The sequence below is a fragment of the Pseudomonas sp. PDM10 genome, assembly GCF_014852295.1.
Lineage (GTDB): Bacteria > Pseudomonadota > Gammaproteobacteria > Pseudomonadales > Pseudomonadaceae > Aquipseudomonas.
The window spans coordinates 390,892-406,241 of the sequence record NZ_JACVBJ010000007.1 but is presented as its reverse complement, the minus strand read 5'-3'; the positions used below and the strand labels follow the sequence as shown (position 1 = coordinate 406,241).

The 15,350-nt window shown below is 59.6% G+C and carries 14 protein-coding genes; 7 read left to right on the top strand and 7 right to left on the bottom strand.

Features of this window, described 5'->3' with window-relative positions; translation table 11 throughout:
* Positions 1–94: 94 nt before the first annotated feature.
* The 3 genes from IB252_RS25075 to IB252_RS25065 form a co-directional block, all read right to left on the bottom strand.
* On the bottom strand, positions 95–1,837 hold the full coding sequence (locus IB252_RS25075; protein ID WP_192410603.1) for an amidohydrolase: 1,743 nt from the start codon (positions 1,835–1,837) through the stop codon (positions 95–97).
* A gap of 17 nt (positions 1,838–1,854) precedes the next feature.
* Positions 1,855–3,723, bottom strand: coding sequence for an amidohydrolase (locus tag IB252_RS25070; protein ID WP_192410602.1), 1,869 nt, complete (start codon positions 3,721–3,723; stop codon positions 1,855–1,857).
* 342 nt (positions 3,724–4,065) lie between these two features.
* Positions 4,066–5,085, bottom strand: coding sequence for a helix-turn-helix transcriptional regulator (locus IB252_RS25065; protein WP_192410601.1), 1,020 nt, complete (start codon positions 5,083–5,085; stop codon positions 4,066–4,068).
* Between the two features lie 238 nt (positions 5,086–5,323).
* On the opposite strand from IB252_RS25065, the gene IB252_RS30235 reads away from it, so the two are divergent.
* Positions 5,324–5,623, top strand: a complete 300-nt coding sequence (locus IB252_RS30235) for a hypothetical protein (protein WP_225607573.1) — start codon at positions 5,324–5,326, stop codon at positions 5,621–5,623.
* Between the two features lie 73 nt (positions 5,624–5,696).
* Here IB252_RS30235 and IB252_RS25060 read toward each other — a convergent pair whose 3' ends face one another.
* Entirely contained in the window at positions 5,697–6,269 is a 573-nt protein-coding gene (locus IB252_RS25060) for a hypothetical protein (protein WP_192410600.1), read from the bottom strand.
* A 195-nt stretch (positions 6,270–6,464) separates the two neighbouring features.
* Here IB252_RS25060 and IB252_RS25055 point away from each other — a divergent pair, with 195 nt between their 5' ends.
* From IB252_RS25055 to IB252_RS25040, 4 genes are read left to right on the top strand one after another with little or no spacing between them, the layout of a single operon-like run.
* The gene (locus IB252_RS25055) at positions 6,465–6,812 is read left to right on the top strand and encodes a metalloregulator ArsR/SmtB family transcription factor (RefSeq protein WP_111448898.1); all 348 of its coding nucleotides are present in this window, start codon (positions 6,465–6,467) and stop codon (positions 6,810–6,812) included.
* 56 nt (positions 6,813–6,868) lie between these two features.
* Positions 6,869–7,339, top strand: a complete 471-nt coding sequence (locus tag IB252_RS25050; protein WP_192410599.1) for an arsenate reductase ArsC — start codon at positions 6,869–6,871, stop codon at positions 7,337–7,339.
* A gap of 11 nt (positions 7,340–7,350) precedes the next feature.
* Positions 7,351–8,043, top strand: coding sequence for an arsenical resistance protein ArsH (gene arsH / locus IB252_RS25045; RefSeq protein ID WP_192410598.1), 693 nt, complete (start codon positions 7,351–7,353; stop codon positions 8,041–8,043).
* Between the two features lie 54 nt (positions 8,044–8,097).
* Positions 8,098–8,769 (top strand): class I SAM-dependent methyltransferase, encoded by a 672-nt coding sequence (locus IB252_RS25040; RefSeq protein ID WP_192410597.1) that lies wholly within the window; start codon positions 8,098–8,100, stop codon positions 8,767–8,769.
* Positions 8,770–8,784: 15 nt separating this feature from the next.
* On the opposite strand, the gene IB252_RS25035 is transcribed toward IB252_RS25040, so the two are convergent.
* Positions 8,785–9,363 carry a DUF4157 domain-containing protein gene (locus tag IB252_RS25035; protein ID WP_192410596.1) on the bottom strand — a complete coding sequence of 193 codons (579 nt, stop codon included), beginning with the start codon at positions 9,361–9,363 and terminating at the stop codon, positions 8,785–8,787.
* A 259-nt stretch (positions 9,364–9,622) separates the two neighbouring features.
* Positions 9,623–11,905 carry a heavy metal translocating P-type ATPase gene (locus IB252_RS25030; RefSeq protein ID WP_192410595.1) on the bottom strand — a complete coding sequence of 761 codons (2,283 nt, stop codon included), beginning with the start codon at positions 11,903–11,905 and terminating at the stop codon, positions 9,623–9,625.
* 282 nt (positions 11,906–12,187) lie between these two features.
* On the opposite strand from IB252_RS25030, the gene arcD reads away from it, so the two are divergent.
* The gene (arcD, locus tag IB252_RS25025; RefSeq protein ID WP_192410594.1) at positions 12,188–13,678 is read left to right on the top strand and encodes an arginine-ornithine antiporter; all 1,491 of its coding nucleotides are present in this window, start codon (positions 12,188–12,190) and stop codon (positions 13,676–13,678) included.
* A gap of 88 nt (positions 13,679–13,766) precedes the next feature.
* Entirely contained in the window at positions 13,767–14,309 is a 543-nt protein-coding gene (locus tag IB252_RS25020) for an Hsp20/alpha crystallin family protein (RefSeq protein ID WP_192410593.1), read from the top strand.
* A 122-nt stretch (positions 14,310–14,431) separates the two neighbouring features.
* Here the strand turns inward: IB252_RS25020 and IB252_RS25015 are convergent, their stop codons facing one another.
* Positions 14,432–15,091: a c-type cytochrome gene (locus tag IB252_RS25015; protein ID WP_192410592.1), complete on the bottom strand. Its 660-nt coding sequence runs from the start codon at positions 15,089–15,091 to the stop codon at positions 14,432–14,434.
* Positions 15,092–15,350: the final 259 nt, after the last annotated feature.

Sequence of the window (15,350 nt, the reverse complement as noted above, 5' to 3'; positions counted from 1 at the left end):
TATGGAGGTGCGGGTTATTTCAGGCATGGCGATGCCGAGCTCCTCGTCATGCGAGGAGCCAGGCGTCTGTTGCGGGGTGCGGGTGAGCGGAGGGTCAGGAAGCGGGCGCGTACACCTCTTTGCCGGCGAAGAAGGTCTTCAGGACCTTGGTGTCGAACAGTTCGTCGTCGCTGACTTTGAAGACATCACGGTCGAGGATGATCAGGTCGGCCTGTTTGCCGGGGGTCAGCGAACCAATCTGCTGCTCCAGGCGCAGGGCTTTGGCGGCATTGAGCGTGTAGGCGTAGAACATGGTCTGGCGATCGATGCTTTCCTTGGCATTCAACACGCCCAATGGCCCTTTACGCGTACTGGCCTGAGCGATGGCGTTCCATGGATTGGGGCTGGACACCGGCCAGTCACTGCCACCGGCGATGACCGCACCGGCGTTATGCAGGGACTTGGCGGGATACTGATAACCGTAAGCAAACGCGCTGATATAGGGTTTGACGAGTTCGACGGTGTAACTCTCGCCGGTGGCCCACAGCAATTGCATGGAAGCGATCACGCCAAGTTGCTTGAAGCGCGCAAACTCTTTGGGGTTGACCAGTTGCAGGTGGCTGATGCTATGGGCCACCGGTGTCGGATTGAGTTTGCGCGCATAGGCAAAACCATTGAGCGACTCACGCACCGCACGGTCGCCGACCGCGTGCATGTGCACAATCCAGTCGCGCTTCTCCGCTGCCACCACCAACTCACCGAAGTGCGCGGGGTCGATCAGCAGTTGACCGTTTTTATGGCTGTTCTTGAAAGGAACGATGACCGCGGCGGTCTGCCCCGGAAACTCCAGAACGCCATCGGCGAATACCTTGATCCCAGGGAAACTCAGGTTAGGCACACCCTCGAATTTCTTCATCACCTTGGCCAGTACTTCCAGGTCGGCCGGTCGGCTTTTCGGGTTGGCCAACAGCAGCGCGGCGACGTGGGCATTGAGCTCGCCCTTCTCTGCCAGTTCGCGGTAAAGCGGCAGCACGCCGTAACTCTGCTCGGTTGCCTTGAAATCGAACAGCGAATCGCCGCTGCCGGCGTTCGCCGCCGCGTCCATCCAGGCGGTGACGCCGTATTGATTGTTGACCTTCACCGCCTCGCGGGCGGCCTTCAACATGATCTCGTCGCTGGGCGCGGGGATCTGGCTGCGTATCAGGTCCCAGCGCGACTCGGCAAAATAGCCGTTGGGGGTGAAGTCCGCGTCGTGCCCCACATAGCTGCGATCCTGTTCCGACAGACCTTTTACCAGCGCCGCGTCGATCTTCAGGCGCTTGAGCATGGCGTTGTTGGCCCAGCCGGTGTGCCCGTCGATCCCGCTGAGGACCACCGGTTGATCCGCCCAGCGTCCCTGATTGAAGCGCTGGCCCAGCTCCCGGCTCTTGTCCCAATACGCCGAACTGACCCCGGCGATACTGATCACGTCACCGGCCCGCGCAATGCCCGCCTGATCCTGTTCGATGATCCACTGTTCAAGCTCCGGCAGCGGTTTGACTTCATCCAGCAGGTTGGCGCCCATGCTGTCCAAGGCTGCAACCACCGGGTGACTGTGGGTATCAATCATTCCCGGCATCAGCACCTTGCCCGCCAGATCGATCCGTTGCGTGTGGGTGTCGGCCAGGGCGTTGATTTGAGCATTACTGCCCACTTTGAGGATCTTGCCGTCTTGCACGGCCACTGCCTGGACCAGTCCCTGACCGGGCTCGGCGGTGAAGACCTTGCCGTTGAACAACACAAGGTCAGCGGCGGCCATGGCCTGCACCGAAGAAAAAGCCAGGGCTGCGGCCAACAGGTTTGGAATAAATCGCTGCATCGGAACACTCTCTTTTTTTATTGGGCTGGGCGGGCGGCTGATGCCTGGGACAATGCCTTCGGATCAAAGCCAACGAACGGCGCCTTGGCCCACACGACCCGGCCGCCCACGATCGTCAGCAGCACGTTATTGCGGGCCAACTCCTCCTCGGGCACCTGCATGAAGTTCTTGTCCAGAACGATCAGGTCCGCAAACTTGCCCACCTCGACCGAACCGACGACAGCGTCCAGGTTCAGTTGCTCGGCAGCGTTGATGGTGATGGTGCGCAGCACTTCAGTGCGCGACAGCGCCGGGTCGGCATTCAGCCTGCCCGCATACTTGGGGCCGTAGCTGTGCGGGTTCAGCGGATCGCCTGAGCGGGTGACACCGATCTTCAGCGCCAGGAACTCGTCGAGCGGGTCGACCGGCCAGTCGCTGCCATACGCCACGCGGCCGCCGGCACGGGCGATGCTGCCGGAGGGCTCCATGCGGGCAAATCGCGCTGCCCCTAAATGTTCGTTGGTGCCGTCGACCGTGGACGGTGCCTGCTGGGCCCACTGGAAGGACATGTTGGCGGTCACGTCGAGCGCTTTGAAGCGCGCATAGTCGGCAGGGTCCACCGACTCGTTGTGAGTAATGGCTGGGCGGAAGCCATTGCCGGGCAGTTGCTGGCGCACGTATTCGATGCCGTTCAGTGAGTCACGCACCGCACGGTCTCCGGTGGCGTGAAGGTGCGGATCGAGGCCGGCCTGAACGGCCTTCAGCAGCAGCGGATTGAGCACTTGCGGCGGGAAGTAAAGCTCGCCGGTGTTCTTGCCGGGTGTCCACTTCGGCGCCGTATCGGTGCCGGCATTGCGCAGGTACGGTGTCAACATGGCACCCGTGTCCGCCGGCGCGTTGATGATGCCGTCCATGAACAGTTTGACGTGGCGCATGCTCACGCCCGGCGCCGGTTTCGCTTCGCCCTGGTCGTAGGTGGTGGCCAGTGCCTTGGCCTCGGCGATGGTTTTGTCCGGGTCGGCAGCGGCGGCGGCCGGGTCGAGTTTGATCGCCAACAACGCCCGGGCCGTCAGCTCACCCGACTGCTGCAGAGTCGTAAACGCTTTGCCGTTTTCCGGCCCCGACAAGGCATCGAAGAAACTGGTGATGCCTTGCTGGCGCATGGCGTCGAGCGCTGCGCGGGTCTGATTGAGTTTCTCAGCATCGGTGGCGGGCGGCACCACGGCGGCCATGGCCTCGGCGGCTCCGTCTTCGCAGATGCCGTTCGGGTTGCCGGCGCTGTCGCGCATGTACTTGCCATCACCGGGATTGGCCGTGTGCTTGTTGATGCCGGCGACCGCCAGGCCGCGGGAGTTGGTCAGCACCGTATGGAAGTCGGTGGAACGGACTTGAATTGGGCGATTGGTCTTGAGCGCGTCCAGTGTCGACTTGTCGGCGTCGCCGTCCAGTCCGGTCATGCCAATGCGGTCCCAGCTGCCCACTTCGAGCCAGACATCGGGGCCTTTGCCCTTGTCGGCATCCAGGCACGCCTGAATGGTTTCCTGGAAAACCTTGCGGGTCATCGTCTGATACTTCAGGTCGCACAAGGTCATGGCGCGGCCGCCATCCCCCGGATGCATGTGCGCATCAACGAAGCCCGGCATCAGCATGCGCCCCGCCAGATCGATCAGCTGTGTCTGCGTGCCGATGTAAGAGGCAGCCCCGGCATCGCTGCCGACATAAACAATCTTCCCGCCCGTGACGGCGATCGCCTGCTGCACGGAATTCTTTCCGTCGACGGTGTAGACATAGCCGTTGCGCATGACCATGTCGGCGCCTGTCGAAGCGTGTGTCTGACACCCCACCAGCGCCACACTGGAAAATGCCGTTGTCGCGGCAACGGCGATAAATAGCCTGGAAAATTTCAACTGCCTCACCTCTATTTTTATAGTTTTGGAAGTGGCCCGAACGGACGGTCGCAAGCCCCTGATATGCAGGGCATACCCTATAGAGCGCGGCGGTCGGATGGACCTCCACAAATGAGGAGGGGTAAGGCAAATACCGGTCAGCGAAGCAGCAACACATACTTTGTAGCAGCTGCCTTGTGGTGAGGGGATTTATCCCCGTTCGGCTGCGAAGCAGTCGTAAAATCTGAACGCACGGTCTATTTGATGCACTGCGTCGTCTGAATTCACGACTGCTTCGCAGCCGAACGGGGATAAATCCCCTCGCCACAGGGCATTTGCCACAAGGTATGTGTTGTGCGCGGCTTAATGACGACGTGCAGTTTGCGCAGGCGAGGTCGATGAGCGCAGGACAGAACCCAGCTCCACTTTGCTCTTCACGCCGAGCTGCAAATAGCAGTTGCGCAGATAGGTGCGCACTGTGGCCGGACTCAGTGCAAGGATTTTGGCAATTTCCTTATAGGAATGGCCGGCGGCGAACAGCATCGCCGCCGTGCGCTCGCGTGGCGCCAACACCACTCCGCGCGCCTGCATTTCGAGTGACAGAATGACGTGCTCGGCGTTGGGGCTAAGCGTCATCGCAGTGCGACCCAGGCGAATCACGCAGGGCGCCTTTTGCAGTTGTGCGATGACATCAACGGGAAGCATTGAACCGCTCCACCCAGGCAATTCACGCTGAATCGCGGCGCACAGACTTGCGCCCACATACAGCAGACTGCCGTCCATACGAGCGACCCCGAAGTCACTCGCCCCGTTGCCCGTGTCGCAGCGAATCATGTCTTGCACCTGAAAGCGCCACAACTGCAACAGATGGTCGCAGAACGCCGAAAACAATCCGTCCTCGCTGTCATTGAAAGCCTGTGCATGAAGGCCTCGGTAGAGACAAACGAAGAACACTAAGCCGCTTTCAGGGAGCTCGAACGTGATGCACATCAGGTGGTAGAGATCGTGCCGCCGTGCGAAGTCGTTCACCTCCTCGCAGGGATCGGTGAACCCACTGTCACGCACCACTTCCCCGGGTTGACTCAAGGTCTCCTGGGAAAATCGGTCGCTGACCGCCACTTTGTGCCATTCAACGGCAAACGACTCGGGCAGATTGATCCGCCCGTGCATCCAGCTTTGAGGAGTACTGGCGTCTGACGTCGACATCTCGCCCCACCATGCCGAAGCGAAGGGCACCAGTTGGCGGAAGGCCTGCAAGCCGTCGGCGATGAATTGGGAGGCGCCGCGGTCCCGAGCAAGCCGCCCCAGGTGCAACACACAACGATTGAACGCCTTTAGCGTTGCCAGCGACGTGTTGGCGCCGACCTCATCACCCTCCTCCATTGTTTTTATCCTGTTTACTACATGGCGTATTTTTTCGACGATGCCATAGGCGCGGTTATGGCGTCCAGCGAGCGAACGGATCGCCCCTCGCTGTCGTACGGTTTACTCCGGCTGTCAGCAAGATGACTCAAATACGCTAATTGCGCTAAACCGCCCCTAGGGCCGGCACAACACCATCTAATCTGAATAGAGCACGACCACAAACAAGCCTCTAGCCTCTTGATACAGGGGAAACGGGATGACCGGAAAAACAGCGCGCCCATGTTCGTCATGGATCCTGCCCTCCCTGCTCGCCATCAACCTGGCACTGACAGCGGGATGTTCAGGCAAAGCTGCGACGGCTCACTATGCGGTCTCAAGCCTGGGCGACAGCTGCTATGCAAAAGCGCTCCCCACTGTCGGCGAGGGCGGCCTGGCCTGGGGCTCCACCTTGAACATGGCTCGCAAAAAATCCGTGGATAATTGCATACGCTATGCCGGCCGATCCGGTGGCACGCCGGATACCTGCAAAGTGGTGTTGGCGGAGTGCAAAAATTAATAGAGCGGCAGTGACGCGGGCCGTTCGGTTCGCGGTCAACCGACTGACCGAACGCCAGTCGGTCATTTGATAGCTACCCCGTTACCGAGGATTTTGGCACACCGACACTGCCCGCCTTACCGGCGACTGCAAGTGCCACGCAACAAGCCAGTAACGAGAATGCGGCGAATGCACCCATCACATGAAGATAAGGCAACACGTGATTCCAGGCCCGAGCCACCCCAAGGAAAGCGGCGAATAGCCAACCGCTCATGGAAAGCGCACCCAACAAGGCGAGCCGCATGCGGCCTGCACTGCGCAGTGCGACGAATGGAGCCTTTTGCAGCAACGGGAAGCCGATTCGATGCAGTAATGCACCATTGAGGCTAAGCAGCGTGACGACCGTGACCTTGGCCCAGAGTTTCTGATTGAGCAGATACGCGTCGCCTTCATTGAGATAACCCTCAAGCACCAGCAACAGTCCGCTTGCCCAAAGGGCCAGCAGTGCGAGGCTGACGATCCTCTGAGTTTCATCAAGGTACTCAAGCCTGGCCTGGTCCAGTATTTCCTTGCGCCAACTCCAAAGCTTGTGATCCGCCTGCAACACCCTCCCCAGGGCAATACACGTAGCGAGCAGATGACCGTATACGAGAAGCATTTTGAGCATTGCCTTGACCTTATTATTGTTTTGGCGCTGCGTTCCCTGCTTCGCTGAACTGAAAACGAATGATACAAATTTGCAATTGCATTTTCAAGATGAGCATTCATTCACAGGCTGGTACTGACCGTGATCTGTTTTGGTTTGCCTAATACATATGGATAGCCGTATATTCGGACAACCACATGTATTGAAGACGCTTCCATGCTGAACCCTGCCGCCGTATTCAAATGCCTGTCCGACGAAACTCGCACGCGGGCCACCTTGCTGATCACCCGTGAGGGAGAGTTATGCGTCTGCGAACTGGTCTGCGCCCTGAACGACAGTCAGCCGAAAATCTCCCGCCACCTCGCGCAGCTCCGGGCATGTGGCCTGCTGCTGGACCGCCGTCAGGGTCAGTGGGTGTATTACCGGCTCAACCCCGAACTGCCCAAGTGGGTTCGCACCATTCTTGAGACAACCCTGGAAGCCAACGCCGACTGGCTTGAGGAAAACAGCGCCCGACTCGAAGCGATGGGCGACCGCCCTCTCAACACTGCCGCCTGCTGCTGATCCACCACCTTATCTACCCTGGCCTTGCGCCTGCCCGCCTGAAAAGAGGAGTCGCCATGCGCGTTCTGTTCATGTGTACCGCCAATAGCTGTCGCAGCATTTTGTCCGAAGCGATGTTCAATCATCTCGCCCCGCAAGGCTTCCAGGCGATCAGCGCCGGCAGCTTCCCCAAAGGACAGGTGCTGCCGCGCAGCCTGACCACGTTGCAAGAGGCCGGGATTGCGATCGACGGGTTAAGCAGCAAAGGCAACGACGCCTTCGAGGCCAACCCGCCGGACATTGTCATCACCGTGTGCGACAAGGCCGCCGGTGAGGCCTGCCCGGTCTACTTCGGGCCGGCGTTGAAAGCCCATTGGGGATTGGAGGATCCATCAGAGGTGAACGGTGACGAAACGGTCGTCGCCGCTGCATTCCACTCGACGCTTGCGCGCATCGAAACACGCTGCCGGGCGTTCCTCGCCCTGCCCTTCGCCCAACTGGATCGCGATGCACTGAAGCGCGAACTCGACCGCATCAGCACACTGTAACGGGAGCCCCCATGACCCACTCACTGCCTAATCTCGACGCCTCATTGATTCAGCCCATTGCCGGTGACGACGACCAACACAAACCACGAATCCTGTTGCTGTACGGGTCGACCCGCGCACGGTCATTCAGTCGGCTGCTGGTCGAAGAAGCCGCCTGTCTGCTCGAACACTTCGGTGCGCAGACGCGGATCTTCAATCCATCGGGACTACCGCTACCGGATGACGCCCCCAGCGATCACCCGAAAGTTCAGGAATTGCTGGAGCTGATGCAATGGTCTGAAGGACAGGTCTGGTGTTCACCCGAGCGCCACGGCTCAATGTCTGCCGTATTCAAGGCCCAGATTGACTGGGTGCCGCTGGCCCTGGGCGCCGTTCGCCCGACCCAAGGGAAAACGCTCGCCGTCATGCAGGTCAGCGGCGGTTCCCAATCCTTTAACGTGGTGAATCAACTTCGCGTGCTGGGACGCTGGATGCGGATGTTCACGATCCCTAATCAATCTTCCGTGCCGAAGGCCTATCTGGAGTTTGACGAAGGCAACCGCATGAAACCGTCCGCGCTGTATGACCGGGTGGTAGATGTCATGGAAGAACTGGTGAAGTTCACGTTACTGCTGCGCGAGCGCCCGGATCTGGTTGACCGCTATTCCGAACGCAAGGAGTCGGCGGAGGAACTGACTCAGCGTGTGAATCAACGCTCGATTTGAATTCTGCGTCGTCCGAGCCATCCTTTTATCCAACCCACAACGCCGGTCACCGACATGCCCACCCCAGAATCCACCCTCCTGCAAAGTTGGCACCACAACGCCCAGTCCTGGATCGACGCCATCCGCACCGGCGCCATAGAAAGCCGCCTCAAGGTCACCGACCAGGCCATCCTGCTGGCGGTGCTGGGCCGCCAGCCCGAGCGCGTGCTCGACTTGGGCTGCGGCGAGGGCTGGCTGTTGCGCGCGCTGGCTGAACGGGGCATCAAAGCGGTCGGTGTGGATGGCGATGCGACGCTGGTCGAGGCGGCGCGGGCGGCGGGCTCTTCGCCAGTGCATGTGGCGAGCTATGAAGAGTTGGTGGAGGCGAAGGTGGAGATCGGCCGCGACTACGACCTGATCTGCGCCAACTTCGCCCTGCTGCACCAGGACATCATCCCTCTGCTCACCGCCATGAACGCCCTGCTCGCCCCTGGTGGCGCGCTGGTAATCCAGACGCTGCATCCATGGACCGCAGCGGCGGGCGACTATCAGGATGGCTGGCGGGAAGAGACCTTTGCCGGGTTCAAGGGCCAGTGGCAAACCATGCCGTGGTACTTTCGCACCTTGTCCAGTTGGCTCAATGCGCTGGACATGGCCGGTTTTCAGCTGGCCGCCCTGCAGGAGCCGCAGCACCCGCAAAGTCCTGTGCCGCAGTCATTGCTGCTGGTGGCCGAGCAGCGGGGGTAAGTGCAATCGATCTCTTCAGTAATTCCCCTCCCGCCCCCACCGCCTGACCTCAGCCTGTATGGCATAGGCCGGCGCCTCCACAGCATTGAAATCCTGTGTATACCGCTGGGCAAATCCTTCTACCCCCCATTCCTGATACTGCTGCACATGCTTTAGTTCGTGAGCCCAAAGCGCAATGTCCTGCTCTGCAGTTTGAGCGTCCCGGAAGAGGATGATGTCGATCAGCGTCACGGCACCGACATCAGGATTTTGCAGCATGGCCGTGGCGGCGTTGAATTGGCCGTTGTCGCTCACTTTGTAGCGCGCAGTATCGAGGACGCTGGGGTCGTACCAGCGCAGCAGTTGTTCGCGGATGTGCGGTGGAATGGGTTGGATGCCGGTGCCGGCTGCGTCAGCGCGGGCTTGGGTCAGCCACATCGCCAGGGCCGGTGCCGCGATCTGGTGGATGTCATCAGACACCAGGCCTGGCAGGCAGATGCAGCCGTTCAGGCACACTTGTGTCTCGCCGGCCGGGCAGACGTTGGTCTGGGCTGGCACTTCAAGCGTCAGGCAAAGAACAAACAGCGCCACCAGGCGCGTGATGATGGACGGCATTGGGCGCTCCAGAGACGGACGCAGCTCGAACAGTGGGTCCCGATTGATCGACGATCCGCATGGCTTTAGCGTAGTCCCAAACCAAGCGCCCCCAAAATGCACGATTCAGGACCATCGTGGCACGCCCGTGCTCGTGCGCCTGTCAGAATCCAGGTGACGGACAATCGCTTCGACGTCTTCGAGGTATGGAGAAGCGATACAACGCTTATCACGCTCATCGGTCTTACTCATTTCATCCCCCTTTTGCCGGATTGAATTTCTAGCGCCAATCCAGATAACGAAACAGTTCCTCCTCCTGATCAAAGTGCAGTCGCACAAGGGTATCCAGACGAATCAGCTGATGCTGAATCTCATCAGCAGATGCCGTTGCGGGGTCGGAACTGAAGTCGCTACTCATGCGCGCCAGTAAATGGATAAGACGAAAAATCTCCCGGTGAGCATGGCTCATAGCCGACATCGGGTCCTCGCCCGGCATGCTTCGCGTCAGCAGCGGGTACAGTGTGTTTTCATCTTCATGTTCATGCTGTGCCAGTGATGTTTGCAGCTTGTCGACCAGTTCCTGCAAGTCGGTCTGTGCTTGCGCAAGTGGGCGCTGGGCAAAGTCGCTGGCCAGTTGGTGCAGATCGCTCAATACGGTGGAGAGTTGCTGGTGTTCGTCCTGCAGGCGATCGATATGCTCTGCGGCAAGCTTTCGTTTTTTCTGCCCCCACAACGGCCCCAGAGCCCGCAAGGCGTTAAGGATAATCACCACGTCGATGCCCTCCTGCACCACGGCGCCAATCAGCGGCGGCAAGTAACCGATGGCCGCCACCGCCATGGCCAGCAACGACATCCCCATGCCGACCAACACACCCTGGCGAGCGATGTAGCGGGTGCGTCGGGCAATGTCCAGCGCCTCGACCAGACGGTCCAGACGATCCACCAACAGCACAACACCAGCGGCTTGTGCAGAAGCAGTGGCACCGCTGGCCCCCATGGCCACGCCGACATTCGCCGCCGCCAGCGCGGGGGCGTCGTTAATGCCATCGCCGACCATCAATGTGCTAGTGCGCAGGCAACCTTGCTGTACAGCACGCACTTTATCCTCAGGGGTCAACCCGGCACGCAGCTCGTCAATCCCGGCAGACAGCGCAATCATCTCGGCGGTTTCCAGGCGATCGCCTGTGAGCATGACGATCTTTTCGATGCCCCTATTGCGCAGTCGACGCAGAGTCTGTGGAGTTTCGCGCCGAACCTTGTCCGAGAAAACCAGCAGGCCCGCGAGTTTGCCATCCACGTCGATGAAGCTTCCACTGCACGCCAGGTAATCCATGTGGCGCAGCATGGCGGCGGCCCAGTCAGTTTCAGGGGTGTCTTTGTGAGCAAAAGACAACGTGCCGAAACGCACCTGCACGCCATCGACCTGCCCACAAAGTCCAGAGCCTGGGTTTTCTTCTACGTCCTGTGGGACGCTGAGAGGCAATTGACGCTGATGCGCCGCTTCAACAATTGCCTGGGAGACAGGATGCGTCGAGGCCTGCGCGAGTGAAGCAGCCAGGCCAAGCAAATATTGCGGATCGGCCAGCCCATTCACCTCAACCGACTGCAGACGGGCGTGGCCGCTGGTCAGCGTGCCGGTCTTGTCGAGGAACACCTGCTTGACTCCGGCCAACGCTTCCAGGGTCACGCCGTCCTTGATCAGGATCCCGCGCCGCGCGGCTCTCGAAATACCCGACATGAAGGAGATCGGTACCGCCAGAATCAAAGGACAAGGTGTGGCCACCACCAGAACCGCCAGCGCTCGCAAAGGATCACCACTCAAATGCCAAGCGAATCCGGCAAGCAACAACGTCAATGGGATGAAGAACAATGCATAGCGGTCGGCCAGGCGCACGAAAGGTGCGCGCGAACGACGTGCCTCCTCGGCCAGCCGCACGATGCCGGCATAGGTACTCTGCGCGGCCGTTCGCGTAGCGATTAGCAGGATGGGCGCACCGACATTGGAAACGCCGCTGGGCAGTTGCTCGCCCTCTCGACGGGTGACGGGCAACGACTCACCACTGAGCGCCGATTCGTCGAGAATGGCCGCAGGACTCAGCAGGCGACCATCGACCGGTATCACCTCTCCCAACCGCACCAGCAATGTTTGATTTAGCTGGACCTGCTCAACGGGGATCTCGCGCAAGCCACCCTCCTCCTGCAACCAGGCAAAACGTGGCGCCCGGTCGATGAGCGCACGAAGCTCGCGGTCGGCGCGTTGCTTGGTGAAAAATTCCAGGGTGCGTCCGGTCGCCAGCATCAAGGCAATCACCGCCGCCACCAGTGTCTGCTCAAAGACCAAGGCGGCAGTGATCGACAGCAGCGCGATCAGGTCGACACCGGCCTCGCGCCGGGCCAGGCGCCTGACGATTTCAACGAGCAGCACTGCGGACATCACCAGACTTCCTGCGGCCCAGCACCTCGAGGCCCAATCAGGTGCTTGCGCAACATACGCAATGCCGCCGGCCAGCAGCGTCAGTGCGGTGAGCAGCAACAGAACGGGGTCCAGCCACTTACTGAGCATCGAAGTGAGTTCCTTAAAAAAGCGATTTGCAGGCCTCGCCGTAAAAACATCTGTCGCTCATCGAGGTTGAGCTTAGGACTTGAATGTCTTTCGTGTCCGCCGGGGCGCCGCAATTTCGGCGTTGGATACAACAGAAGTCACGGTGGTGCCCGTGCAAACCAGGTGTTTGCCTTCTTTCTGATCTAAATCAATCAGGCGTTGGACGGACATGTAGAAATTAGAGTCAGCATTCGCACCATCGCCTTCGATGAGTGCAGAAACTCTCGTTTCGTGGAGGCTCCCATGGCTACGCACCTGCAAGGCACCCAGCCGGTCATCCCGCCGACTGCCCACCCACTTGCAGGCAGTTTGCGAAAGGTGGAACCCAAACGCTTGTCCTTGAGCCTGCTGATTGCCCTGGTGGTCGGTTCGATGATTGGCAGCGGCATTTTCAGCCTGCCGCAAAACATGGCGGCCAGCGCGGGTGCCGGGGCGATCCTGATTGGTTGGCTGATCACCGGCGTCGGCATGCTGTCGCTGGCACTGGTCTATCAGACCTTGTCCAACCGCCAACCGGCGCTGGACAACGGCGTGTTCGCCTACGCCCGCGCCTTGGGTGGCGAATACCTCAGCTTCAATTCAGCCTGGGGCTACTGGATCAGCGCCTGGATCGGCAACGTCAGCTACCTGGTGATTTTGTTCGCGGCCCTGAGTTATTTCTTCCCGCTGTTCGGTGAAGGCAATAACAAAGCAGCGATTGCCGGCGCGTCCGTGGTGTTGTGGTCGTTGCACTGGATGATCCTCAGAGGGATGCGCACCGCGGCCCGGGCCAACGCGTTGACCACGGTAGCCAAGATCGTACCGTTGCTGCTGTTTATCGGTCTGGTGATCGCGGCCTTCCAGCGTGAAACCTTCACTGTCGATTTCTGGGGCTCGCCCGCGCTGGGCAGCACCCTCGATCAAGTGAAAAGCACCATGCTGGTCACCGTTTGGGTGTTCATCGGGATCGAAGGCGCCAACGTGTTCTCCGCCCGCGCCGCAGAACGCGCCAATGTCGGCCGCGCCACGGTCATCGGCTTTGTCATCACCCTGTTGCTGTTGATTGCCGTGTCGTTGCTCTCGCTGGGCATTCTCAGACAACCTGAACTGGCCGCCCTGAAAAACCCTTCGATGGCCGGTGTGCTTCAGGCTGCCGCCGGGCCGTGGGGCGCGGTGCTGATCAGCATCGGCTTGATCATTTCGGTGGGTGGCGCCCTGCTCGCCTGGACGCTGCTGGCGGCGGAATCGGTGTTCACACCGGCCAAGGAAAAGGTCATGCCAGGCGCGCTTGCCGTGGAAAACACCCAAGGTGTACCGGCCAATGCGCTGTGGATCACCAACGGCTGCATTCAACTGTTCCTGTTACTGACGTTGTATTCGAGCGCCAGTTACCTCGCGCTGATTTCCCTGGCCACCTCAATGATTCTGCTGCCGTACCTGTTCAGCGGTCTGTATGCGCTGAAACTGACCTGGCAGGGCCAGACCTATGCCGGCCACCGCGCCCTGCAACTACGCGATATGGCCATCGCCTCGGTCGCCACGCTGTATTGCCTGTGGCTGCTGTATGCCGCCGGGCCTAAATACATGTTGCTCAGCGCTTTGCTCTACGCCCCCGGTTCATTGATTTACCTGGTCACTATGAAGACTCGTCAGGGGCAACCGCTCAGCGGCCCCGAGACGGGACTGTTGATCATCATCTGGGTGGCGGCGGCCTTCGCCGGCTGGATGTTGTGGTCCGGGACACTGTCCTTGTAGGGGCCAGTGTGGCGTGTTTGTTCTGTCGTGGTGGGCCGCCAAACGGGTGTTTGCGATCCATCTCTATTACCCAAGAGGAGGAATCAAAATGAGCAACAGCGAAAAAAAAGTGCCGGTTCATAGCGACGACAAAGCCAGTCAGCATCCAGTGGTAACAGACCTCTGGCGCCCCTTGGAAAAACTTCGGCAACAGGTCGATCACCTGTTCGAAGACTTCAATCGCGGCTCTGGGCTGTCGCCATTCGGTCGCGGGCTGTTCGATGTCGAGCCGCTCTGGCGTCGGGAACTGATCGCTCACAGCCTGCCTGCCGTGGACATCACCGAGAAAGACAAAAGCTTCGAAATCACAGCTGAGCTGCCCGGCATGGATCAGAAAAACATTGAGATCAAACTGTCCAACGGCAGCCTGATCATCAAAGGTGAAAAGAAAGAGGACAAGGAGGAAAAAAGGAAGGGCTATCACCTCAGCGAGCGACACTACGGTTCCTTCGAGCGGGTGTTCAACCTGCCCAAAGGGGTCGATGCCGATAAGATCGACGCGAGTTTCAGCAAAGGCGTGCTGAGCATCTCGCTGCCGAAAAAGCCCGAAGCCATGAAAGCGGATAAGGTCGTGCCGATCAAAGGCGAGTGAACCCCAGACCGCCCTGCCCCTTGCCGGGAAACCGGCGGGGGCTTTTTTTTCATTGAATCAGCCGATCTTGCGACCTTGTCATTGGTTTCAGTTCAAGCTCATTACAGACACCTCGGAGACCACTATTTTTTGGCCCCGAGTGTCGCCATGTAATGAGCGACAGATTCGGCATCCGCATCAGACAGTGCGTGAGCAATCTGCTTCGTCAGGTCACCCCGGGGACGCTGGTTGGCTTGTTGAAAAACCTTGATCTGGCGAATCATATAATCGGCATGTTGACCCGCCAGGCGGGGAATCTCGCCACTGCCCTGACCGTCAGCACCATGGCACGAACTGCACTGCGCGATGCCCGCACCAGGCGAGCCCTGGCGAAAGATCAATTCACCGCGGGCATCAGGCGTGTCGGCATCCGCCTTCATGGGGCTCTGACTTGAAAAATAGTCGGCCAGCTCGGCAATCTGGGTCTCTGTCAGATGGGTAAAACCCCACATGTACTGAGTCCCGGCTTTATCGTTGCGTGCATGGCTCTTGAAGTCAGCCAGCTGCAACTTCAGGTACTCTTTTTGCTGCCCGGCCAACTTGGGAAACGTTGGCGAGATGGATTCCCCTGTCAGCCCATGGCATTGGGCGCAAACCTGGTCCGCCATGGCGATACCGGACATGGGCGAGGTTGTTTGCGATGTCTCTTCGCTCGTACGGGTACAGCCCATGAGCGCTGCTACGCAGAGGGCAAGAGTAAGATGTGATCGGTTGAAAGAACTCTTCATGCCAAATGCTTCCATGATCTACGCCCCTGTGTTCAGCGGATCAATACGCGTCCTTCACTTACCGTTCAATGCCCTGCCCTGATGACCGCCCTAGGCTGGAGCCTAGCTAGACGCAGACCATTTACAAGGTCAAAGGAAAATGAGCCTTCCAAGCCTGCATTCGGAATAACGCCCATCGCGTCAGGTCATATTCAGCAGCCAACGAATACTGGATCCCGGTACCTACGCTTAAGGCATCGCGCTCTTTATTGACGAATCTCAATTGTTCGTCTGG